20 protein-coding genes are annotated in these 22,634 nt (G+C 42.1%); 6 read left to right on the forward strand and 14 right to left on the reverse strand.

Annotated features, from left to right (window positions below):
* Positions 1-69: 69 nt before the first annotated feature.
* The 4 genes from Q3A68_RS01200 to fucP all read right to left on the reverse strand — a co-directional run bounded on the left by Q3A68_RS01200 (position 70) and on the right by fucP (position 4,759).
* Positions 70-1,725 carry a UxaA family hydrolase gene (locus Q3A68_RS01200; RefSeq protein WP_302899168.1) on the reverse strand — a complete coding sequence of 552 codons (1,656 nt, stop codon included), beginning with the start codon at positions 1,723-1,725 and terminating at the stop codon, positions 70-72.
* An 82-nt stretch (positions 1,726-1,807) separates the two neighbouring features.
* Entirely contained in the window at positions 1,808-2,137 is a 330-nt protein-coding gene (locus tag Q3A68_RS01205) for an L-rhamnose mutarotase (protein WP_302899169.1), read from the reverse strand.
* A complete protein-coding gene (locus tag Q3A68_RS01210) occupies positions 2,137-3,492 on the reverse strand; it encodes an alpha-L-fucosidase (RefSeq protein WP_302899170.1) in 1,356 nt (451 codons plus the stop codon). Before Q3A68_RS01210 ends, Q3A68_RS01205 begins: the two co-directional genes overlap by 1 nt.
* Before the next feature lie 10 nt (positions 3,493-3,502).
* Complete coding sequence (fucP, locus tag Q3A68_RS01215; protein WP_302899171.1) at positions 3,503-4,759, reverse strand: L-fucose:H+ symporter permease; 1,257 nt, start codon at positions 4,757-4,759, stop codon at positions 3,503-3,505.
* Between the two features lie 208 nt (positions 4,760-4,967).
* Here fucP and Q3A68_RS01220 point away from each other — a divergent pair, with 208 nt between their 5' ends.
* The gene (locus tag Q3A68_RS01220; protein WP_302899172.1) at positions 4,968-5,849 is read left to right on the forward strand and encodes an AraC family transcriptional regulator; all 882 of its coding nucleotides are present in this window, start codon (positions 4,968-4,970) and stop codon (positions 5,847-5,849) included.
* 92 nt (positions 5,850-5,941) lie between these two features.
* Here Q3A68_RS01220 and Q3A68_RS01225 read toward each other — a convergent pair whose 3' ends face one another.
* The 3 genes from Q3A68_RS01225 to Q3A68_RS01235 form a co-directional block, all read right to left on the reverse strand.
* A complete protein-coding gene (locus Q3A68_RS01225; protein ID WP_302899173.1) occupies positions 5,942-6,859 on the reverse strand; it encodes an AraC family transcriptional regulator in 918 nt (305 codons plus the stop codon).
* Between the two features lie 59 nt (positions 6,860-6,918).
* Positions 6,919-7,347, reverse strand: coding sequence for a DUF1801 domain-containing protein (locus tag Q3A68_RS01230; RefSeq protein WP_302899174.1), 429 nt, complete (start codon positions 7,345-7,347; stop codon positions 6,919-6,921).
* Between the two features lie 68 nt (positions 7,348-7,415).
* On the reverse strand, positions 7,416-7,610 hold the full coding sequence (locus tag Q3A68_RS01235; RefSeq protein WP_302899175.1) for a hypothetical protein: 195 nt from the start codon (positions 7,608-7,610) through the stop codon (positions 7,416-7,418).
* 316 nt (positions 7,611-7,926) lie between these two features.
* Between Q3A68_RS01235 and Q3A68_RS01240 the strand changes: the two genes are divergently transcribed.
* Entirely contained in the window at positions 7,927-8,073 is a 147-nt protein-coding gene (locus Q3A68_RS01240; RefSeq protein WP_302899176.1) for a hypothetical protein, read from the forward strand.
* 28 nt (positions 8,074-8,101) lie between these two features.
* On the opposite strand, the gene Q3A68_RS01245 is transcribed toward Q3A68_RS01240, so the two are convergent.
* From Q3A68_RS01245 to Q3A68_RS01260, 4 genes are all read right to left on the reverse strand, one after another.
* Positions 8,102-8,815 (reverse strand): arylesterase, encoded by a 714-nt coding sequence (locus tag Q3A68_RS01245; RefSeq protein ID WP_302899177.1) that lies wholly within the window; start codon positions 8,813-8,815, stop codon positions 8,102-8,104.
* 9 nt (positions 8,816-8,824) lie between these two features.
* A complete protein-coding gene (locus tag Q3A68_RS01250) occupies positions 8,825-11,383 on the reverse strand; it encodes an ABC transporter permease (RefSeq protein ID WP_302899178.1) in 2,559 nt (852 codons plus the stop codon).
* A gap of 6 nt (positions 11,384-11,389) precedes the next feature.
* Positions 11,390-12,082 carry an ABC transporter ATP-binding protein gene (locus Q3A68_RS01255; RefSeq protein ID WP_302899179.1) on the reverse strand — a complete coding sequence of 231 codons (693 nt, stop codon included), beginning with the start codon at positions 12,080-12,082 and terminating at the stop codon, positions 11,390-11,392.
* Between the two features lie 229 nt (positions 12,083-12,311).
* Positions 12,312-13,223 carry a sugar phosphate isomerase/epimerase family protein gene (locus tag Q3A68_RS01260; protein ID WP_302899180.1) on the reverse strand — a complete coding sequence of 304 codons (912 nt, stop codon included), beginning with the start codon at positions 13,221-13,223 and terminating at the stop codon, positions 12,312-12,314.
* Positions 13,224-14,642: 1,419 nt separating this feature from the next.
* Between Q3A68_RS01260 and Q3A68_RS01265 the strand changes: the two genes are divergently transcribed.
* A complete protein-coding gene (locus tag Q3A68_RS01265; RefSeq protein ID WP_302899181.1) occupies positions 14,643-14,765 on the forward strand; it encodes a hypothetical protein in 123 nt (40 codons plus the stop codon).
* A 910-nt stretch (positions 14,766-15,675) separates the two neighbouring features.
* On the opposite strand, the gene Q3A68_RS01270 is transcribed toward Q3A68_RS01265, so the two are convergent.
* The gene (locus Q3A68_RS01270) at positions 15,676-16,422 is read right to left on the reverse strand and encodes a LytR/AlgR family response regulator transcription factor (RefSeq protein ID WP_302899182.1); all 747 of its coding nucleotides are present in this window, start codon (positions 16,420-16,422) and stop codon (positions 15,676-15,678) included.
* Positions 16,419-17,492 carry a sensor histidine kinase gene (locus tag Q3A68_RS01275; RefSeq protein WP_302899184.1) on the reverse strand — a complete coding sequence of 358 codons (1,074 nt, stop codon included), beginning with the start codon at positions 17,490-17,492 and terminating at the stop codon, positions 16,419-16,421. The genes Q3A68_RS01270 and Q3A68_RS01275 overlap by 4 nt, the downstream gene beginning before the upstream one ends.
* A gap of 279 nt (positions 17,493-17,771) precedes the next feature.
* Between Q3A68_RS01275 and Q3A68_RS01280 the strand changes: the two genes are divergently transcribed.
* The 3 genes from Q3A68_RS01280 to Q3A68_RS01290 all read left to right on the forward strand — a co-directional run bounded on the left by Q3A68_RS01280 (position 17,772) and on the right by Q3A68_RS01290 (position 22,371).
* Complete coding sequence (locus Q3A68_RS01280) at positions 17,772-20,627, forward strand: TonB-dependent receptor (RefSeq protein ID WP_302899185.1); 2,856 nt, start codon at positions 17,772-17,774, stop codon at positions 20,625-20,627.
* 51 nt (positions 20,628-20,678) lie between these two features.
* A complete protein-coding gene (locus Q3A68_RS01285; protein ID WP_302899186.1) occupies positions 20,679-21,248 on the forward strand; it encodes a YceI family protein in 570 nt (189 codons plus the stop codon).
* 550 nt (positions 21,249-21,798) lie between these two features.
* Positions 21,799-22,371 (forward strand): hypothetical protein, encoded by a 573-nt coding sequence (locus tag Q3A68_RS01290; RefSeq protein ID WP_302899187.1) that lies wholly within the window; start codon positions 21,799-21,801, stop codon positions 22,369-22,371.
* Positions 22,372-22,412: 41 nt separating this feature from the next.
* Here Q3A68_RS01290 and Q3A68_RS01295 read toward each other — a convergent pair whose 3' ends face one another.
* Positions 22,413-22,601, reverse strand: coding sequence for a YtxH domain-containing protein (locus tag Q3A68_RS01295; RefSeq protein WP_302899188.1), 189 nt, complete (start codon positions 22,599-22,601; stop codon positions 22,413-22,415).
* Positions 22,602-22,634: the final 33 nt, after the last annotated feature.

Consider the following 22,634-nt stretch of genomic DNA (forward strand, 5'->3'; position numbering starts at 1 on the left):
AATTTTGCTCTAACGGTTAATTATTTTTTTTGTATTTCAATTTCGAAATTGCAAATCCGGAATTCGAAATCATAAAGAGACGCCTCTTTTCCATGGAATAAAATCATCCTGTTCTAATTGAACTGATTTAGGCTGTTCTTCGCCGTTTGCAACTTTTATTACATACTCCAAAATGCGCTCGCCTGCCTGTTTGATTGTTTCCGAACCTTCTATAATGGTGCCACAGTTAATGTCGATGATGTCCGGCATCCGGTTATAAGTAGCTGTGTTGGTTGATAACTTTATCACGGGCGCAACCGGATTCCCGGTTGGCGTGCCTAATCCTGTTGTGAACAATACAATGTTAGCGCCTGAGCCAACCTCGGCGGTAGTACTTTCTACATCGCTACCGGGGGTGCACAAAAGATTGAGGCCACTTTTGGTTACTTTTTCCGGATAATCCAGCACGGCTATGACCGGTGACGTCCCGCCTTTTTTAGCCGCTCCTGCCGATTTAATCGCATCTGTAATCAAACCATCTCTAATATTTCCGGGCGATGGATTGGCATAAAAGCCTGAACCGTCCTGCTCAGCCCTGTTATTATAGGAGATCATCAGGTCCATAAAACGTTTGGCTGTGCTTTCATCCACACAACGATCACTCAACTCCTGCTCCACTCCACAAAGCTCAGGAAACTCAGATAAAATCACCGAACCACCCAAAGAAACCAAAGTATCCGATACATAGCCCAAAGCCGGGTTTGCTGATATACCCGAAAAACCGTCAGAGCCACCACATTCCAGACCAATACATAATTTTGATAAAGGAGCCGGTGTGCGCTCGGTCTCGTTGGCTTCAATCAGGGCAGCAAAGGTTTGTTTGAGTGCGTGTTGCAATAAATTGCGTTCGGTACCCATTTTTTGCTGTTCCAATATCACCAGGGGCTTTTTAAAGTTGGGGTCGCGCTTAGCTATCTCGGTCTGTAAGATAGACGCCTGTGCATGCTGACAACCCAGGCTCAATACCGTCGCACCTGCAACATTTGGGTGGGTAATATATCCGGCCAAAAGTCCGCATAAAGCCTCAGAATCCTGTTGTATGCCACCACAACCCATATCATGTGTCAGGAATTTAATGCCGTCGATATTTTTGAACAAACGTTTATTGCCTGCTAATTCATTACCAGCCTGCATATCAGCAGCCAATATTTCCTGAGTCGATTTTCCGGCCTGGTAAAGGTCCATTAATTGGTCTACTTCGTTCTCGTAATTCTTAGCTTTTTTGTAGCCTAGTTTATCCACCAGGGCTTCGCGCATTACCTGTATATTGCGGTTCTCACAAAACACCAGCGGAATAACGATCCAGTAATTTGCTGTACCTACTGAACCATCGGCACGATGGTAACCATTAAAAGTACGCCCTTCGAATTTAGCAGTATCCGGCTTGTGCCATTCCAATTTTCGTTTTCCTAAATGAAACTCGCTTGAAGCATGATGAATGTTTTCGGTAGATAGCAATCCCCCCTGCGGGATAGGTTTTGTTGCCTTGCCTACCAACACACCATACATAAAAATGGAATCGTCGGGTTGCAAAGCATTCAGGGTAAATTTGTGTTTGGCAGCAACCTTGTCTGCCAGGCTAAAACTCAGACCTTCAAACTCTATCGGAGTTCCCGGGTCCAGGTCACGCAATGCAACCAGTACATTATCCTTTGGGTGTATGCGTAAGTAACTATGTTGTGCCATTATATTTTTCTTTGTACCGTTGATTCGACTGATTAAATAATTCCGCTGATTTAATAATCAACTTAATCAACCATTCAACTAATCATAATTTAAAAATCCTGTCCATTAATACCCACTTCTCTCCCTGTTTAGCATTTTTCAGAGGCTGCTGAAATTTCCACATCAGGGTTTCCCATTCGTGAACCTTAGGGTTGCCATTATCCATTGCGGCCTTACACTCAAAGCTGAAGTCATCCTCTGTTTCCATTATCATAAACAAATGATTGTCGAAACGGTATATTTCCATATCGGTGATCCCGGAATCTGTAATACTTTTTTTTATTTCAGGCCATATCGACCGGTGGTATTCTTCATATTCAGCAATCAAGGCCGCATCATCCTTCAGATCGAGCGTCAGGGCATATTTTTTCATTATTGTAATGTTAGCTCAACCACCGGAATTTCGTAAGGTGGTTTGTTTTTTGGCAGCGTTAACTCCAAATCATTTCCACTTGAAGCAGCATATTTTACTTCCGAATAATCATTCAAAAACTGAGCGTACTTCACTTTTCCTTTATAATCTGACAGCACCAGTTTACCATCTGTTGGGTAATTATACAAATGGATATACAACCGTTTAGTTTTAGGGTTGTAAGTCAGTTTGTCGCCATCTGGTGTTTTATACTGTGCTGGCGCCAGGGTGCAGTCGTAAATAGACTTATCATTTGCATGCATCCAATGAGACAAGCTATCCAGTGCATGAGTTGCACGGTAATCAAATTCTCCGCGGGCCGTAGGTCCGACATTCAATATCAGGTTGCCCCCATTGCTTACCGAGGTGATCAACAGATCTAACAACTGACGATGAGTTTTCCAGGTATTTTCATCACGGTAATAGCCCCATGATCCTGAAAAAGTCTGGCAGGTTTCAAATGTCTTGCCATGATATTTTTCCAACTCTTTAGTGCTCACCTGCTCTGGGGTCTCAAAATCGCCGCCATCGCTATAGTCATAAAGCCCGAGCCTGTTGTTTACAATAATACCCGGCTGTAATGTTCTTACGGTTTTCAGCAGATCTTTCGCACCCCAGTCGTCACCCCATTTACCGTGTTTGTCACCTTTTTCCCACGACCAATCCATCCACAATATGTCTATCTTACCATATTTGGTCATCAGCTCGGTTACCTGGTTTTTCAGATACTCGCGGTATTTGTTCATATCACGACCTTTATTCAGGCGATCATAATTGGCTTTGCTGGTATCCACCTGAACCAGCGGGTGGGCACTATCCATGGTATAGTCGGGATGATGCCAATCAAGCAAGGAATAGTAAAATCCTACTTTCAATCCTTCGGCCCTGAAGGCATCTACAAATTCCTTAACTAAATCGCGTTTCGCTTTGGTATTCGTGGCTTTGTAGTTGGTATACTTTGAGTCGAACAGGCAGAAACCTTCATGATGTTTGGTGGTCAATACTGCATATTTCATACCAGCAGCTTTTGCCTCCCTGGCCCATTTTTTTGGTTCGAAATGATCGGGATCAAATTGGTCAAAGTATTTCTGATATTCCTCGTTGGTTAAGTGCTCATTATGCTTTACCCATTCGTGACGGGCCGCTTGTGAGTACAATCCCCAATGGATGAACATTCCGAATCGGGCATCTGTCCACCATTTCATTCGTTGTTTCTTTTGTGTTTCGGTTTCGCTACCGAGTTTTTTCTGCTGAGCAGATGTGAATGATAGCGTGAAAGCTACCATGAAGAATACGAGTACAATTTTCTTTATCATAGTGATGTTATTAATGAGCTAAGACCTGTTCAACATTTTTAACCTTGATGTTTTTGAATGCAAAGAAGAAGATATAAGCAAAGCAGATAAGCGGAATCAGATAAGCAATGCGAATGCTAGTCATATCAGAAACCAGTCCCAATGACAAGGGAATTACTGCGCCGCCGACAATGCCCATAATCAGCAAGGATGATCCTGTCTTTGTTTTTTCGCCCAATCCCTGAATACTTAACGAGAAAATTGTAGGGAACATGATCGACATAAAGAATGGCACAGCCATAATAGCATAAACTGATAATTTGCCATCAACAGTGAATGCAAGGATAAGTAGCCCACAGTTAATTACGCTATAGATGATTAATAGTTTGACAGGGGCAATATATTTCATCAAAGCCGTTCCCAGGAAACGCCCCGCCATGAAACCTAAAAAAGCGCCTGATAACAATTGTGATGCATACTTTTCATCAATAGATGCTACGTATTTTGAGTACCTTATAAAAAAACTTTGAATAGATGCCTGCGCACCAACATAAAAAAATATGCCTACTACCCCCAGCATCAGGTTCTTTTCCTTAAAGATAGACCTTCCTGACTTGGTATCGTCAGCAGTAGTATGTTCATGAATATCCGGTAACGTGGTGCGCCAAATCAGAATAGCAACTACCAGAACAGTAACAGCTATGATGATGTATGGGATTTTTACTGCGTCAGATTCGGTTTGCAAATAGGTATTCAACTGCTGGGATGACATTGCTCCTTTTTGAGTTGCTGTCAATGTCTTGCCGGAAAGGATAAACATCCCTCCGAGCAATGGTGCTAATGTTGCGGCCAGCCCATTGAACGATTGTGCAAAATTGATACGGAATGTAGCGTCTTTAGGGTCACCTAAGTTGTTGATATAAGGATTCGCTGCAGTCTCTAAAAATCCACAGCCGCTGGCTATGATAAATAATGCAAACAGGAAAAATCCATATAGTCGCGTTGTAGCAGCCGGGTAAAAAAGAAAAGCGCCAATGGCGAACATGACCAGTCCAAAAATAATACCCGCCTTGTATCCATACTTATGCATAAACATCCCTGCGGGGAAGGCAACAACAAAATAGGCAATGTAAAAGGCTGAATCGACAAAAGCAGATTGCAGATCAGTCAGCTGACAAGCTTTTTTCAAGTGTGGTACCAGGATGGAGTTAAGGTTGAGTGCAAATCCCCATAAAAAGAATAAAGAGGTGATAAGGGCCACCGCAAAAAAGCCGTTCTTCTTCGTCATAAATTAAGTTAAATTGGGTTATGGTTTATAGCATTCACTATTATTTGCAAAAAACAGGTTTATATAGATTATTTGGCTTTTACAAAGGAATAAAGATATCAGATATAAATTTTTATTTTATTATCTATATATTAAGTTATTTTGGCATAATTTTTCTATTTCAAATAATTTTCATGTATTTTGTCATTAATTATAAACCAACGCTGTAATGAAACCTCAGTTGCTGAAGATACCACGGCAACCATTATCCTCCTTTAGTATAAGGCAGGACACGGTGCCCTATATCAATAATAAATGGCATTATCATATTGAGGCCGAACTGATCTATTTTAAAAAGGGGAACGGCACCCAGTTTGTTGGCGATCATATCCAAAACTTTAACGATGGCGATCTTGTACTGATCGGTCCGAACCTGCCTCATTACTGGCGTTTTGATACCATGTTTTTTAAAAATGACAGCGAAGTACATGCAGATGTGACCGTTGCCCATTTCAGAGAGGATTTTTGGGGTGATGAATTTTTGAATCTACCTGAAAACAAAGTTATACGGTCTGTTTTTGAGAAAGCGAAAAGAGGCATAAGCATTCAGGGTGATACAAGGGAGGTGATTGCCGGACTTCTCGGAAAAATGCTGCATGCCGAAGGCAGCCGGAGGTTAATATTGCTGATAGAAGCACTGACCTTAATTTCGGAGAGCCCGATGATACCACTGGCATCCATCGGTTTTGACCATGACTATAAGGAAGCGGAAAACGACCGCATCAACGCTATATACGAGTATACAATGGCTAATTTCAGGCGGCATATCCCTACTGAAGAAATTGCTGCTATTGCCAATATCAGTCCGCATTCATTTTGCCGTTATTTCAAGTCGCGCACCCGTAAAACTTATTCACAGTTTATTAATGAAATAAAAGTAGGGCACATTTGCAAGTTGTTGATTGAAGATAAGATCAGCATCAAACAGATTTGTTTCGAAAGCGGCTTCAGAAATTTTGCCAGCTTCCATAAGTATTTTAAACAGGTAACAGGCAAAACACCGCTTCAATATCAAAAGAAGTTCTTGGAGAAGAAAGAAAAAGCTGCTTGATCTTTTACTTTTGGCTTGACCCAAAAGTAACAGCCCCAGCGGCAATTGAACTGAAGGGAATATTAATTGAACCTTAAATTTGCATTTGTGACCTAATTAATCGGCTCTACCTTATTCATATAACTATCCAAATATCCCCTCGGCGAATTACCCATTACACTTTTAAATACACGGTTGAAATTAGTGATGCTGGTAAAACCACATTTATAAGCCACTACCGAAATACTTTCATGTTTATTCTCCATCAATTTTTTGCAGGCCTCATTAACCCGCATACTGTTCAGAAATGAAACGAAAGTGTGTCCTGTATGCTTTTTAAAATACCGGCAAAATGCCTGCGGTGTCATACAGGCTTCGCGGGCGACATCATCCAGGGTGACCGCCTCGCTGTAATGCTGAAGAATATAATTATAAATATTACTGATCCTGATGCCTTCGCTCTCAGTAATCCCATGCGAAATAGCGGAAGGTGATAAAGCTTCTGGAAGTGGGTTGATATTTTGCAATATCCCAAGCAACTGCAAAAAACAGATGAGCTGATCTGATCCGCTGCTTTTACGGATTTCGGTCATTGTACGCGATATCTTATCGACATATTCAACCGGAATCCGGAAACCTTGCTCCGTTTGCTGAACAAAATCTCTCAGCGATTTCATTTCGGGCAAGTTGAACAGCGAAGCCAGTCTACCATTGGGATCAAAAAAAATGGTGAGTGTCCTGATCATTTTTTTATTATCCGGATGGAAATATTCAGGATTACTTTTAAACAAATGCGGCTGATCGGCACCCAGCAAATAGATTTCGCCTGACCTGAACGTATGCATGTTGTTCCCGGCGATCAAGGTCCCCTCTCCTGCCTGTACCCAGGTTATCTGTGCCTCTTTATGCCGGTGCAAATGCGGATAAAAGTGCGGCAGCTCGTCCTGTTGAACAATTACACTTTTATCATGAGCTACGGGGATAGTGAACTGGAGTACTTTCATCGCCAATGAATGTACAAATATTACCATTCATCTCAATACTTTACATTAAACAGGGCTAAAATATAATAAGTACTGGTTTAAACTAATTACTTATCCAGCACCCTCAACCATTCTTTTATTACCTTTTGAATAGTGTCCTTTTTAGCCTGTACATCGTCCATACTACGAAACATAGCAAGACGGCGGCCATCGGCATAAGTTCCTTCTAACAGACCCGAAGTGTCGTTCACTCTGGCACCACTGGGGAATACCAGTCGCAAACAGTCTTTTTGAAACAGGTTAAATACGATCAGGTAACGCTTATATTCTTTGGGATTAAAGGGTCGCATCTCACCGGTGTAGAAAAAAGTGGGCGCATTCCATTTCACTTCTTCGCCGATCTCTGGGTCAACACTCAAAATGAGTTCGCGAACAGCCTGAACAAGACTTTTTAAAGGATGATCCAGCTTTGCCATATAGGCATCTACCTTATCCGGCTCTGATGGTTTTGTGGTGAGATCGGTTGCGTTTGCCATCCAAAAAAGACTATATTATAAAGATAATTAATCTTTTACGCACACATCTTCACAACCGGTTGGGTATTTTATTCCGCATCCGGGAACCTTATTCTTATTTCCTTTTGGACTTTCACCAATTGCTCACGAAGGGTGGTAATAGTGGCAATTACGGTCAATTTATCAGCGATACCCTCGTCAAAGCTGTTTTTTCCGAGCAACAACTTCCTGATTTGTAACTGCATTTCAGCGGCTTCTTTTTTTAATTCAGCCAATGATCTCATAATCTGGTAAGGGTTTGTCAAAAATGACAATATTAAAACGGAGAGAAAATTGATAGTTTTCAACACAGTGTTAACTAACAGATAATCATTAAAATAGCCAAGATCATTTAAAGCCTGCACCGCCGGGTTTTCAACAAGGTTTTATAACTTAAGTTGAAGTTATAAAGCTGTCGATCAATGATTTGGCACAGAATATGCATGTTATTTTATGATGCCCCAAGTAGATAAAGGGGGCAAGGAGTGGCCTCCTTAAATAGGATGCCCCGATTAATAATATCATTCAATAACAAGATTTATTAACCAAATGGGTACTACAATGAAACGAACGTTTACACAACAGCCAATCATCCCACAAGGATACACCGGTCGCGATTTTAACAACTGGCAAAAATATTTGCATGCGCAGCTTGATAAGCTTACCAGGCCTTATGTTTTCAAGAAATTTTTCCAGCGGGAAAATTAATAGTTGATTGCCAAAACCTTAATGCGCGCTATAAATTTTCATTCAGAACTTTCCATACATTATTTGCTACAATCTTAGCGCCTTCAGCGGTAGGGTGAATACCGTCGGCCTGGTTTAGTTTGGGATTGCCACCTACACCGGCCAACAGGAAAGGCACCAGTGCAATCTTATTTTTTTCGGCCAGCGCCGGGAACATATTTTTAAATGAGGTGATATAATTGCTACCCATACTTGGAGGCACCTGCATACCGGTCAATACAATTTTGGCGTCGGGATACCTGGCTTTTACCTTGTCTATTATCGATTGCAGGTTTTTTGTCGTTTCTGTCACGGGTATTCCGCGCAGGCCGTCGTTGGCGCCAAGCTCTAGGACAAACACGTCAACCTTCTGCTTTAATACCCAGTCGATACGGGCAAGGCCACCTGCCGTTGTTTCGCCGCTAACGCCTGCATTTATAACTGCATATGGCAATTTGAGTGAATCGATCTTTCGTTGGATCACACCCGGAAATGCATTTGAAGGATCGTCTAATCCATAACCTGCGGTCAAGCTATCGCCAAAAAACACGATGGTCTTTTTATTAGAAGCAGTGGCAGTCGTGTCTTTGGTTTCAGTTTGTTGCTGGCTATCCGGCGGAGTATTTTTGCCACCACAGGCAGATAGAAACAAAATAATACAAACAGACAACCACACTTTAAAAAGCACGCTGTCACCCTTATATCTTTTATAATACAATTTCATAGGTTAAACTTACACATCCCTTCTCAATATCTCCAGCGGAGGTTTATTCAGTATCCCCCTGCTATTAAACAGGCCGATCAGGATGGTTAGTATGCCGATTCCTAAAAATAACAATAAAGCAGGCAGCATGTTGGCATTAAACGGAATATCGAAACTATATTTTGCCAGCAGCCAGCTACCCGCAAATGCAATCAGTATACCCGTTGCTGCAGATAATGCTCCTAAAAAGAAATATTCGATACCCGTAATGGCCAGAATCTGTTTCCGGCTGGCGCCCATTGTACGCAGCAATACGCTTTCCTGTATGCGCTGATACTTACTGATGCGCACTGAAGCAATAAGTACCACTACCCCGGTAATAATGCTGAACATCGCCATAAAGCTGATGATGTCGCCCAATTTATTCATCAGGTCATCCAACACACTCAATATAAAGCCCAGGTCGATCATAGAAATATTGGGGAACTTCTTTACAACATCCTGCTGGAACTTTGCAGATGCTGCCTTGGTGGGCACATGAGTAAGCAGCACGTGGAACTGCGGGGCATCATCTATTACACCTTTAGGGAAAACGACCAGGAAGTTGGTTTGCATCTTGTTCCAGTTCACCACACGGATGCTGTTTATTTTTGTAGCCACCTGCATTCCCTGTACATTAAATGTCAGATGATCGCCAACTTTCAAATGATTATGTTTTGCCCAGCGCTCTTCAACGGATATTGGTACTTCACCTTTTTTAGTCGCATGCCCCACCCAGTCGCCATCAGTTAATTTTTCTGTTACAGTCAGGGTATCGCGATAAGTAACGCGGTACTCATTAGCAAAAACGTATTTGTTGAACTTAAGACTGGTATCTTTCTGCAAATCAGCCTCGGTTTTACCGTTAATCTTATCCAGCCTAATGGTTACCACAGGCACCTGCTGAATCACAGGCAAATGGTGTGTACGGGTTATATCGGCAACATCTTTTTCCTGCTTGTTCTGTATATCGAACAAAATCATGTTAGCCTGGTTGGCACTGGCAGAGAGCGCCACCTGTTTCACCAGCATGCTCTGAATAAAAAACAAGGTGCATATAAACGCAGTACTCAAACCGATGGATACAATTAATATGACGGTCTGATTGTTTGGCCGGTACAGATTGGCGAAACCCTGCCGCCACAAATAACTCCAGCTACTTTTGATGAAGATCTTTACCAAATACATTAATAGCTTAGCTATTAGCGTCAGTACCAAAAACGCGATGAAAATGCCGATGGTGAAGAACACACTTGCCAACCAGTTGTCCAACTGAAAGTAAGTGAATGTAATGATAAACGCGACGATCAACAGATATACAAACCAGCGCAACGGGTCGCGTAGCAGGTTGAGGTTTTCATAAGAAATCCTTAAAGTATTGAGCGGCGATATATTGCGGATGGCAATAAGCGGCAGCAAGGCAAACAATATCGAAATGATAACGCCTAAAAGTACACCCTGTGCGATAGCCATCCACGAAGTATCGGTTGAGATGGATATGGGCAGAAAGTCTTTAAAAATCAATGGCATCAGGTGTTGCACTACACTGCCCAATACAGCCCCTATTACCGAACCGAGTAAACCTATACCGGTAATCTGTATAAGGTAGATCAGAAACGCCTCATAGGCTTTTACCCCCAGACAGCGCATAATAGCAATGGATGCAATCTTCTCGCGAACATAAATATGAATAGCGCTGGCTACACCCACGCACCCCAATAGCAAGGCAATAAAACCAACCAATGATAAAAACCGTGTCAGATCGCCAAAGGCGCGACCTGTATTTTCTTTTTTGGTGTCGATGGTGTCGTAGTTCAATCCGGCCTTGTCTAAACGTGGCTCCAGTTTCTTGGTGAGCTTGTTTATATCAACCTTGTGGTCATACTTATAATAGAAATTATAATTGATGCGACTACCTTTTTCCAGCAAGTTGGTCTGGTCCAGGTATTGCATTGGGATGTAAACAATCGGTGCTATGTTCGATGCAACATTCGTTTGTCCGGGGGCTTTATTTAGTGTTCCGGCTATCAGAAAAGTAACATTACCTACTTTGATGGAGTCGTTCACTTTTACATTAAATTGCAGCATCAGGGTCTGATCAACCAGCGCCATTTTCCCCTTCTTAAATGCGGTACCTGCGCTAACAGGCGTAGTCTCCAGGCTGCCGTAGTAGGGAAATTCACCTTGTAATGCCCGTATCTGTACCAGTCTTGTCCCTCCGCTCTTGGGGAACAGGATCATTGAGGCAAAGCTTTTCTCCTGCGAACGCCTGTCGCCTAACGAGTCAATCAGGTGTTGCATGGGTGGATTGACCGGCTTGTTGCTATAAATTGCCAGATCAGACCCTATAAGTGTTGCCGCCTGGTTGTCGACATCCTTTTTCAGGTTAAAACCGAATGAATAAATGGCCACAAGGGCTGCGATACCAAAGATGATGGATGAAATAAACAGGAACAACCGCGACCTGTTGCGGCGGCTGTCGCGCCAGGCCATTTCAAACAGCCATGGGATATTAAGCTTGCGCTTGTAATTTCCGGGGGTATTATCCATAGCCTTTTAAGCGTTTAAAATAGTTTTATCATCAGAGACAACTTTGCCCCCTTTGATGCGGATAATACGTTGTGTTTTTGCAGCTAAATCAAGGTCGTGGGTAACCAGCACGAGGGTGGTACCGGCTTCGCGATTGAGATCGAATATCAGTTTGACAACCTTTTCGCTGGTTTCGGCATCCAGGTTGCCGGTCGGCTCATCGGCGAATAAGATTTTAGGCTGATTGCTGAATGCTCTGGCCAATGACACCCTTTGCTGCTCTCCACCTGAAAGCTGTGCAGGGTAATGGTGACCTCGATCGGCCAGACCTACTTTATCCAGCAGATCCAACGAGCGTGTCTTGATATTCTTTTCTCCCCGCAGTTCCAGCGGCACCATCACATTTTCGAGTGCAGTTAAGGTTGGCAGCAGCTGGAAATTCTGAAATATAAAGCCCACATGCTGGTTGCGCACCTGTGCGCGCTGGTCCTCACTTAATTCACCCAGTTTAATACCGTTTAGTTCTACAATACCGGTTGACGAGCGGTCGAGTCCCGCACAAAGGCCAAGCAGGGTTGTTTTACCGCTACCTGAAGGGCCAACAATAGCGTTGGTCGAGCCGGCAATTACCGAGAAATTAATATTATCGAGCACGGCAAGTGTTTTGCCCGCGCTATTATAGGTTTTACCCAGGTTGGTAATATTCAGAATAGTTTCCACTGGTATTAAATTTTTTAGTTGGATAAACGACAATAGTAAATGTTACCGGTGCGGTAATAAAAATAGGGTATCCATAACATTATCGGCTATGAATACCCTAATAAATGATTTTAAGATGAGAAAGTTTTGCTTACTAAACTATAAATGGGTGTCATGCTGAGCCCAGTCGAAGCATGGTGGGCATGGCCTTTACGCCATATCCTTCGACAAGCTCAGGATGACAACGCTCTTAAATCCCCATCGCCCTTAAATTCTTATAGCTCGTAGCTATGCTGGCAAATGCGTCCTTCGGCATATCGTGCTCTACAAAGTAGTGTTTAGCCCCTGCCTCTTTCACATGTTCAAAAATATGTTTGAATTTCACCACGCCTTCGCCAACCGGTTTAAGGGTTTGGAAATCGCTGCTGATATCCTTCACATGCAACAATGGGAAACGACCGGGATGTGCCTTGAACAAGTCGACCGGATCAATACCTGCTTTTGTAGCCCAGGCCAGATCAAGTTCCATTTTTACCAGGTTGGCATCGCACTCCGATAATAATTCGTGATAAGGCACCTTACCTTCCACAGTTTTAAATTCCATATCGTGGTTGTGATAACACAACTGGATATTTACTTTTTTACAAGCCTCTCCGGTTTTGTTCAATATCTCTCCTGCTTGCTTTATTTCATCCAAAGTTCCTGTCGGGATATTGGCGCATACCAGGTATGGGATACCACCTTCGGCAACCTGGTCAACCAATGTCTGCATGTCGTCCTTCAGGTTAAGCATGTGAGGCGGCAGGGTCATACCGGCAGGAAGCTTGGTTCCGGGAGGCAATTTGAACGGCGCACCCAAAACGTGATGCGATTTCCATGAAAGACCCAGATCGCCGCACAATGCAGCGAATTCCTTTGGCTTCATACCATAATAACCGGGCGATTTGCTAAAAGCCGATTCTATCTCTTTAAAACCGATATCAGCAACTTTTTTCAGGTTACCTTTTACATCGGCATCAATGACATTAAACAAAGTAAAAAGTTGCAGCCCTAGCGGGTGCTCGCCCGCACCAGACAAAAATGCTGAAGCCGCCTTTGGCAGCACTAATGCACCAAGCGCAGCCGCACCAGTGCCCATAAGGAATTTTCTTCTGTTTAGCATGATTCTTAGGTTCTTATAATTTAGTTTTGAAAGATAGAAAAATCATTGCGTCTTTTCAACACAATAACATATATTTTTTGTCGATAGGGGCTGAATGCTGTTCAACCGAAGGTTACTGTCCCGCTGCCCCACTTTTTTGGGAACGAGACACCCGGGACAGACCGGGACAGCGGGACAGCTGTATTCTTTCATTGCGAACATACGAAGCAATGACATGATTGTTTTGATTTCGCTTGTCTTGTTGTGTCTGGCTTGTCCTGTTACTCCTGCAACAAGACAAACAGGACAGTACTACAGTTTATCAGTAATAAATAATAAAATACAAGAAGAGCATATATTATATACATTATTGATCATCAATATATTAATACTATAAAACCACTATCTGATATACAATATTTACTGCTTTTTATTACTGATACAGATTACTGTCTCACCTGTCCCACTTTTTTAAGAATGAGACACCCGGGACAGTCCGGGACAATACTTATAATTCATCACTAGTAAATAATAGAATAGCGGTATACAATATTTATATTATTGATAATCAATGTACTGATATAATTATTCACTTGGTTTTTTATTACTGATATGGATTATTGTCCCGCTGTCTCACTTTTTTGGGAACGAGACACGCGAGACAGTGCGAAACAGTGGAGTGTGCTAATTCCCTCTTGAGGGTAATAATATAGCAGCTGGCACAATTATTAAAAAAAAATCCCTCTCACTCGCTGATTGGGATTTTTTACCTAAACCTTATCACATTGCGTCTTGTGAACGCATAGTAAAGCGAAGATAGTAATACTTTTTATAGGTAAAACAGATTTATTAATTTATCTGTTAATTCATTGTAACTGTGATAAGCTAAATGGGAGCAATGCTCAAGCTAAACTAACCTTCTAAAAATTCGTAATTGATAGCAAGCCCGGTCTCACGCATATGGCCGGGCTTTGCTGTTTAATAAAATAGGGTGCTCGCTCTGGCTCGGGTGTCTCGCCTTGTCTTAATCCCCACAAACCGGGACAGCGGGACAGTTGAGCAACACTTTGTGCCCTCATCGCTGTGGCAGGAAGCGTTCCTTGTCGCAAATCACGTAAAAACACGTATTAATTACCGTATTATCACGGCCTTTTTTGAGCCTCTAAGTTCCGAATTTTGATACGGTTTAAAGATTGAACGAAATGATCATCATCACCGTGTTACTTATTCTGCACATCAGGCAGTGGCGTTATGCAAGCCACGCTACTGCCGAATTGTTTTACAGGCTAACCGGTGCCTGATGATCTTTATTGAATCGGATTAAGATAAACAGCAGGAGAAATAGTTAGGGTCTAATCATCCTGTTTGTATTGGGTGGCGGCCGTTGCTCACGGCAACGGTCCGACTGCTCATTAAAATAACAAGACCCGTTAACATCTTATGAAAAAAGTAGTTATGTCCTTACGTCAAAGCCTTTTTAAAATAAAACAGGCATATAAGTTATTCGGGAAGAAGCAGAGCCAGGAAGAGTGTATAGCTACTGACGAAGTACTTTTTGTTTAACCCCTTCATAGCTCATCAGTCCGCGCCCGCCCGGGTAAATCTGGTTTTTTGTTGGTTACCGGAGGATCGATGAGATTGGTTGATAGTTTAGTTTAGTGGAATACAGCCGTTACGCGAGGTGATGGCTGTTTTTTTTATACGATTGAAGGATTAAAATGATTTTTCAGGACTTGACTATTGATTTTTCGCCTTAATATGCGTAAATTAACCGTGGAGAAAAATATGTCGCGATGGGAAAATTTGGGTAAAAATTTACTTAACATACTAAACCTTCGGACTCAAACACCTTCCAACCTATAGCAACTGCCTGATTGGCAACGATTTTGCTGTTATAAAAGAGTAAACCTAAATAAAGTCATATGAAAAAGCTATTTACATACTTGAAAATGCTCGCTTTTGCGCTATTGGCATGGGTAAAAAAGATGTTTAAGAAAGAAGCTAATCAAGAAGTTACGCTTTTTGTTTGATCGGCTATCTGATTACTAAACTCTTTCGGACTTTCTGCTACGCGAATTCGTATAGCCTGTTGTTATTTTTTATTGCTTTTTACTTTTTAGTATTTGGCATTTTACGTTTTTCCGTATTTACTAACCAAAAACTATTAAATAATCCAACGTAGCTATAACGAGTGTATCCGATTGGTGATGTTCGTTGGTCCAATATGAACTTTTCTGTACAAGAATATCGCGATAAGATTAAATAGTTAGCTTCTTTTTTTGTACTACCAAACTTCTGACCGCTTTTAAGATACTTATTAAAATCTGCAGTAGCCGGATTTGTTACGATCAAACCCAATAAGATTAATATCATAACTCCGAAGAACCATTTCATAAAGCGGATACAATATAAATAAAAGCCAGGTTTAAATTTTACAAACTAATCACTGATCTCTAATCTCTGATCACTAAAATCAAATCCATTTCCCAACAAACTGGCTGAATGCCTCTTTGTACTGATCGCCTACAGCAATTATCATTTTGCCTATTTGTACCGAGTTTTTGGTCATGGATGTAACCTTGTCCAGTGATACGATGAATGAGCGGTGCACGCGCATAAAACGCTTGGATGGCAGCTTTTCTTCCAGCGCCTTTAAACTGGTGAGCGAAAGTGTTGCTTTGTCTACCCCTTTTAAATGCACTTTTACATAGTCCTTTAGCCCTTCTATGTATAAGATATCATCCAAAGCAATGCGTACCAATTGATATTCGACCTTCAAAAACAGGTAATCATCATCAGCATGTTCGTCTGTAACCACAGGAGACGGTGCTGCAACATTTGACCGATTTAGTAATTCGTGATAATTGAGTGCTTTCTGTGCAGCCCGCAAAAACTCTTCATAATTGAAAGGTTTCAGCAGGTAATCCAATGCGTCAACCTTGTATCCCTCGAGTGCAAACTGGTTATAGGCGGTAGTAAAAATAACCCGTGGCGTTTCCGCTCCTTTTCCTAATACCCGGGCCAGTTCAATACCATTCAGATCGGGCATTTGGATATCCAGGAATATCAAGTCGATCTTTTGCTGATGAATGGCCTTCAAGGCATCCACAGCACCCGAATACCGGCCAACCAAATTCAAAAAGGGCGTTTGTTCAATAAACTTGCAAACCAGGCCAAGCGCTAATGGCTCATCGTCAACTGCTATACAATTCAGGGTCATGACAGGTCGAGCATTAAGTGAACGGCATATTCGTTATTGGCATTCAATTCGTCTATCTCCAGTTTGTATTTACCGGGATATAACAAATCCAGACGCCGGCGTGTGTTTACCAATCCTATACCACTGTTAGTATCCAGGCTCACACTATTATCATTAATAATTGAATTCTTTACTGTCAGATCGAGCATCCCATCTTTTTGTAAAATTACGATATCGATATGGCTCGGTTGAGTTGCACTTACGCCATGCTTAAAAGCATTTTCAACGAAAGGCAAAAATATCATCGGTGCCACGGGCTTATCGGTCAGTTTGGTCGGCTCATCAAAATTTATTTTAACCACGTCGGTCAACCGTAATTTCATCAGGCTGATATAATCCTTTACAAATGCCAGCTCCTGGCTCAGCATGGTGTGTCCCTGTTGGGTATCATACAGTAAATAACGCATCATGCGGGATAACTGGTGGATAGCTTTTCCGGCCACATCAGCATCAACCTGAGTAAGCGCGTAGATGTTATTCAGTGTATTAAAAAAGAAATGCGGGTTGATCTGCGCCTTCAGGAATGACAATTCGGATGTTACTTTATCTTTTTCCAACTCCTCCCGCTCCTGCTGATCTTTTTGCCATTTCTGTATGGCCGTTACGCTGGTACTCACACCTATAACCAATGCGATAATGGCGATCATGGCCAAATCCCAGCCGTGATCGCGTCCTTTATGGTGCTTAGGCGGACCGCTTCTGTGAAATGCGGCTTCCATCAATTGGCGGATGTTCAGCCACTCGTCCACATAAATATTTGCCAGTACAATGAATGCAGCAATACAGATAATAAAAGTAAAATAGATACCCGTCTTGTTTTTTAATAAGAATTGAGGAACGAGAATAAATGCATTTGAATAATAAGCTATTACCAACAGACCCAAGATGGTGAATTGTTTTATCCATAGCTGATAAGGAACAACTATGTTAAATGTCAATGGCTGAAAAAAGTATATCATACCAAATATGCCCCATATCAGAACATGGGTTAATATGGTTATCAGCCTGCTTTTAGACTTAGGAATTATCATTGACCAAGTTAATTTACAATCATTTATTTACAAAAACATCATTCGACGCTACAATATTACCGATCAGCATATTGCCTCACAATTTAAACCGCCGGGCAGGTACTTTTTGCCGACGAAAGGGAAAATACGCTCTTTAAATAGGCATTTTCAGGATTCGTCGGTCAAAAAAGGACTTTATAGGGAAAAAAACGGCATCCGTCTATATATAAATACCACCCGTCTATTGCATTTTTTAGTATCCGGATTATGAGATTGTTTTGAGCATTCATAACGAAAAACATGAAGCTTAAACACTTACTAACTGTAATAATTTTGATCATCACTGCGCAGGCTTATGCCCAAACGGGCAGGCCGGTGAGCGGCGTAGTGAGGGACTCGACAGGGACAACCATCCCCGGAGCTACGATAAAACTTTTAACAGGCAAGGATAGTACGACCGTTGCCACCGACATGAACGGGAAGTTCAGTTTTCCGTCGGTTCCGGTTAATCAGTTTAGCCTGGTGGTATTTTCAGTAGGTTATCAGCCAATAAAACGGCGATTTGTTTTAAATAACGACAAGACAGCGGCTGAGCTTGCACCCATCGTTCTGAAAAGTGACGCTATTGCACTGAAAGGAGTTGTCATTTCCGATGTTAATGCAGTTAAAATAAAAGAGGACACGGTAGAATATAATGCCGCACCCTATAAAGTACGCCAAGGTGCAGCGGTGGAAGATGTGATCAAAAAACTACCCGGTGTGGATGTGGATAAGGATGGCAATATTACCGCCCAGGGCAAGAGTGTAAGCAAAGTACGACTCAACGGTAAAGATTACATGGCCGGCGATGTGACCAGTTTGACCAAAAACCTGCCCGCCGACCTGGTACAGAATATACAGGTAGTAGACGATTATGGCGATCAGGCCAATATTACGGGTATAAAAACAGGTGATCCGCAGAAGGTATTAAACATTAACATCAAACAGGATAAGAACTACGGTTATTTCGGGCAGGCAACTGTCGGCGGTGGCCGCGATGCAATTCCGCAAACACATGGATCGACAGATGATGACAGGTACATTGCATCGGCTAATGTTTTCAGCTTTAATGGCAACAGGCAAATAGCAGTATCCGGCAACCTGAACAATACGAATACCAACCTGTTCAATTTCGGTGGAGGTGGTGGCCGTGGCGGTCCGGGCGGGCCTCCTCCGGGCTTCGGTGGTAGCACAAATGGGATTACTACCGCACGCTCGTTCGGACTTAATTATCGCGATAGCTGGGGTAAACATGTTACCGCTTACGGCAGCTATAGCTTCTCGAATAATTCGGTGAATACAATCACTAATTCTATTCAGAATAATATATCACCGGATAATCCAACAACCAACAATACAAACACTAACGAGAATGATGGTAAATTGAACCATCGTTTCAACTTCAACATCGAATGGAAGCCGGATACGGTTAACTACTTCAAAATTACGCCCTCATATTCATACGCAAGTGTATTAACAAATGAAACCCAGACCAGCGACCTTTTTGCCAGCAACACAGGGATAACGCAATCGAAATATACGCTTGACCTGATAAGCCATTCGACAGCACCAAACTATGGGTTGAATGTACTATACAATCACCGTTTCAGTACCCGTGGACGAAACTTCAGCGTTTTGTTAACGTCAGGTTCAACCAAAAATAACCAATATCAAAACCCCGTTTATGATTACCTCCCAGGCAGTAAAATAACTGCCCCGGCTGACCAAAGGATCAATACCGATAGCCGTACAGACAGTGTTGGCGCAGCGCTCTCATACATGGAGCCCTTAAGTAAATTATCATTCCTTGAATTTAATTATGGTTATCACTATGCCAATACCACGGCGGATAAAACTACAGATACATTGGCCGACAATGGAAACATCAATCGCTATGATCTGTTGAGTAACGATTATAAATTCCAGTACATTACCAATCGCTTTGGTTTAAATTATCGTTTTATCGATAAACAGTACAATTATACTTTGGGCGTATCGGCTCAACCAACTTTGTTACAGGGATCATCTTTAGAAAGTGCGCCAACGCATATTACCACCTTCAACGTTTCACCAGTAGCACGATTCGTTTACAACTTTTCACGAAGTCAGGCCCTGACGATCAACTATAACGGTTCAAGCAATTCGCCGACTTATTCAGAATTACAACCGGTCACCGATTACTCTACTGCTAGCTATCCTGTACAAGGTAATCCTGATTTAAAACCGGAGTATAACAATACGTTCAGTATCCGGTACAACAAATTTGACTTTGCCAGCGGCAACGTATTTTTCTCGAACATGAACTTTACTGCAACCAATGATAAAATAGTGGCCAAAACGGTTACGTATCCAAGGAACTACCCGGTTAAAAATTTAGCTGGCACCATACTAACCCAATACCAAAATGCCGACGGCTATTATAGTGCATCAGCATTTTATCTGTATGCTAAACCTTGGCAAAAGAGAAAGTATACACTCTTTATTAATGGCAATATCAGTTATACCAACAATATCAGCTATCTCGGCAGTGTAGATACGGTTAATTTTTTGGAGACCGATCAGAAAAACATGGCCAAAAACCTCGTACTGACGCAGGGTGCGCGCTTTAGAGTGGACATTACCGATGTGATAGATGCTACGGCCAATGCCAGCTATAGCATAAACCATTCGATAAATTCGGTACCGCAGGCTAACGTAAATAATAATTACAGAACCATTAACCTGGGTGTTAGCGGCAAGAACTATTTATGGAAAGACTGGACCGTAAGTTACGACTATACCAAGACTCTATACGAAGGCTATACCGGGGCTACCAATCCGAATATCCTCAATGCATATATAGAACGCCGTTTCCTAAAAGGGAATGTAGGAACCCTGCGCTTTGCCGTGAACGACATCTTTAACGAGAATACTGCCTATACCTCTACTCAAAATGGCAGCTATATCAATCAAAGCAACGTGAACCGCTTGGGAAGATATTACATGCTGACGTTCACGTTGCGCCTGCAAAAATTTGCGGGTAAATCGCCAATGGGTCCCGGCCCTGGCGGACCGGGCTTCAGACCAGGCGGCGGGCCGGGCCCGGGTGGCCCTCCTCCAGGTGGTGGGATGGATTAATCCATGCGCTGACAGTTAGAAACAATTAATTAAACTATAAATAAGAAAACAATGAAGAAGATCACATTATTAGCAGCAGCAATGGTATTGAGCACCGCTCTTTTTGCACAAACCAAATGGCAGGTGGATAAAGCGCACGCCAAAGTAGGATTTACAGTGACTCACCTATCACTTTCGGAAGTGGATGGCAGCTTTAAAAAGTTTGATGCAAGTATTACAGCGACAAAACCAGATTTCAGCGACGCAGTATTTGAATTGACTACTGATGTAAGTTCGGTTAGTACCGATAATGACATGCGCGACAACCACATTAAAGGCCCGGATTTTTTTGATGCGGCAAAATATCCGCAAATCAGCTTTAAAAGTAAAAGTATTACCAAACTGGATGATAAGAAATATAAACTAACCGGCGACCTTACCATGCACGGCGTAACCAAACAGGTAAACCTTGACTTAACCCTGAACGGAGTAGGTAAAGACATGCGCAGCCAAAAACCAGTAGCCGGGTTTAAAGTAACCGGTACCATCAACCGTAATGATTTTGGAGTGGGACATATGCCGGCAGCCATGGTAAGCGAAGACATTGAGATACGTGCCAATGGCGAGTTTGGGCAAATTTAATGTTGGCTGCAGAGGTTGTAGAGGTTATAAAAGTTGTAATAGGACAAATAACTTCATGTTGTTACTTTTTCAACCTTTCCAACTTTTACAACCATTACTACATTAAAACACCTTCCATCCCTGAGAAAGATGGCAAGCTAGAGATCATAGACATGAGGTTGATCTTGATTTAGTTGATTGCGTTCCGGCTGAGACCCGGAACGCCTTTTCTTTTTAAATTTCCTTGTAAAAAAATTGTTACATAAATTCCAAAACTATCATAATAATTAAATCACTCAGTAATTTCCCCAGCCTATAAACCTTTAAGAAATCTACCAGACTAAAAACCCCAAAAGTGGCTTTTCCTGCTCATTTTGACCTTTCGCAACTTTCAAAGACACCACAACAGTCTAATTGTCAATTAAAAAACTAAAAACGTAGTCGATATTTTTCGCTGCAAAATGTTAATAACCACACTAGGGAATGTGGAAAACTATACTTTTAAAACATCTAACTACCAATCCGGCTTACCGTATACATTATTACTTAATTGTTAAAGATAATTGTTCGTATGAGGAAAATTTTAATAATGTCGTTGGTTGGCGTTATGTTCCTTGGAGCATGCAAGAAGTCAGGCGAAGGTACTCCGACACCTGCTACCCCCAGTACACCCACCATCCCCCCTGCCACACAACCTGTCGCTGCACAAGCCGATACCATCCCTGATGGAGCAATGGTAAGAATCAAGCTGCAATTAGATTCAGTACCCATTGATGAAACGGTATTAACGTTTGAACATCGTGCCTCTGAAAATTTTTCAAGTTCCCAGGATGCTGTCTATTTTCCAGGTTTTGGTAAAGGAAGTTTATGCAGTGTCACACATGACGGAGTTGATTGTGCCATTCAAGTCGTACCGATTGCATCTGGAAAAGCTATTCCGCTGAAGGTTACAGCCCAACATGATGGGGTGTATACTTTGAAAACCAGTTTTACAAAAATGTTACCCCGGGGCAAAGGTTTATGGTTGAAAGATGCTTACCGGAAAGACTCGCTAAACATAAGAATATGGAACTATCGTTTCGACGTTATTAAGTCGGACACCAGTTCCTATAGCACCGGAAGGTTTAGCATGGTGGTACGTTAAGAACCATAATTAGTTGATTGGTTGTCCCGATTTGAAATGGATTATACGTGCAGGCGTTCGGCAACCTGATCAATAGTGTATTCCACGTATTTTTTTGCACGGTCCATATAATCCGGAGCATCCTCCAGCAGTTCTTCCAGAATAGATTTGCCGTTTTCTTTTTCTTTTGTCAGGTAATAGATACCGTAACCTACAGCGGCGCCTATGGCCATAAATTTTAAAATACGCATGATACTGCTGTTAAACTTTAAATAAAGTTACAA

It is taken from the genome of Mucilaginibacter tolerans (assembly GCF_030519375.1).
In the GTDB taxonomy this organism is placed as follows: domain Bacteria; phylum Bacteroidota; class Bacteroidia; order Sphingobacteriales; family Sphingobacteriaceae; genus Mucilaginibacter.

Excerpts from the sequence above, each read along its gene's own strand:
- Q3A68_RS01275 (WP_302899184.1), bottom strand. The coding sequence starts at position 17,492 with ATGATAATTCCTAAGTCTAAAAGCAGGCTGATAACCATATTAACCCAT.
- Q3A68_RS01250 (WP_302899178.1), bottom strand. The coding sequence starts at position 11,383 with ATGGATAATACCCCCGGAAATTACAAGCGCAAGCTTAATATCCCATGG.
- Q3A68_RS01245 (WP_302899177.1), bottom strand. The coding sequence starts at position 8,815 with ATGAAATTGTATTATAAAAGATATAAGGGTGACAGCGTGCTTTTTAAA.
- Q3A68_RS01205 (WP_302899169.1), bottom strand. The coding sequence starts at position 2,137 with ATGAAAAAATATGCCCTGACGCTCGATCTGAAGGATGATGCGGCCTTG.
- Q3A68_RS01200 (WP_302899168.1), bottom strand. The coding sequence starts at position 1,725 with ATGGCACAACATAGTTACTTACGCATACACCCAAAGGATAATGTACTG.
- Q3A68_RS01290 (WP_302899187.1), top strand. The coding sequence starts at position 21,799 with ATGAGGAAAATTTTAATAATGTCGTTGGTTGGCGTTATGTTCCTTGGA.
- Q3A68_RS01260 (WP_302899180.1), bottom strand. The coding sequence starts at position 13,223 with ATGCTAAACAGAAGAAAATTCCTTATGGGCACTGGTGCGGCTGCGCTT.
- Q3A68_RS01265 (WP_302899181.1), top strand. The coding sequence starts at position 14,643 with ATGAAAAAAGTAGTTATGTCCTTACGTCAAAGCCTTTTTAAAATAAAA.
- Q3A68_RS01225 (WP_302899173.1), bottom strand. The coding sequence starts at position 6,859 with ATGGTAATATTTGTACATTCATTGGCGATGAAAGTACTCCAGTTCACT.
- Q3A68_RS01295 (WP_302899188.1), bottom strand. The coding sequence starts at position 22,601 with ATGCGTATTTTAAAATTTATGGCCATAGGCGCCGCTGTAGGTTACGGT.
- Q3A68_RS01285 (WP_302899186.1), top strand. The coding sequence starts at position 20,679 with ATGAAGAAGATCACATTATTAGCAGCAGCAATGGTATTGAGCACCGCT.
- Q3A68_RS01240 (WP_302899176.1), top strand. The coding sequence starts at position 7,927 with ATGAAACGAACGTTTACACAACAGCCAATCATCCCACAAGGATACACC.
- Q3A68_RS01280 (WP_302899185.1), top strand. The coding sequence starts at position 17,772 with ATGAAGCTTAAACACTTACTAACTGTAATAATTTTGATCATCACTGCG.
- Q3A68_RS01235 (WP_302899175.1), bottom strand. The coding sequence starts at position 7,610 with ATGAGATCATTGGCTGAATTAAAAAAAGAAGCCGCTGAAATGCAGTTA.
- Q3A68_RS01230 (WP_302899174.1), bottom strand. The coding sequence starts at position 7,347 with ATGGCAAACGCAACCGATCTCACCACAAAACCATCAGAGCCGGATAAG.
- Q3A68_RS01270 (WP_302899182.1), bottom strand. The coding sequence starts at position 16,422 with ATGACCCTGAATTGTATAGCAGTTGACGATGAGCCATTAGCGCTTGGC.
- fucP (WP_302899171.1), bottom strand. The coding sequence starts at position 4,759 with ATGACGAAGAAGAACGGCTTTTTTGCGGTGGCCCTTATCACCTCTTTA.
- Q3A68_RS01220 (WP_302899172.1), top strand. The coding sequence starts at position 4,968 with ATGAAACCTCAGTTGCTGAAGATACCACGGCAACCATTATCCTCCTTT.
- Q3A68_RS01210 (WP_302899170.1), bottom strand. The coding sequence starts at position 3,492 with ATGATAAAGAAAATTGTACTCGTATTCTTCATGGTAGCTTTCACGCTA.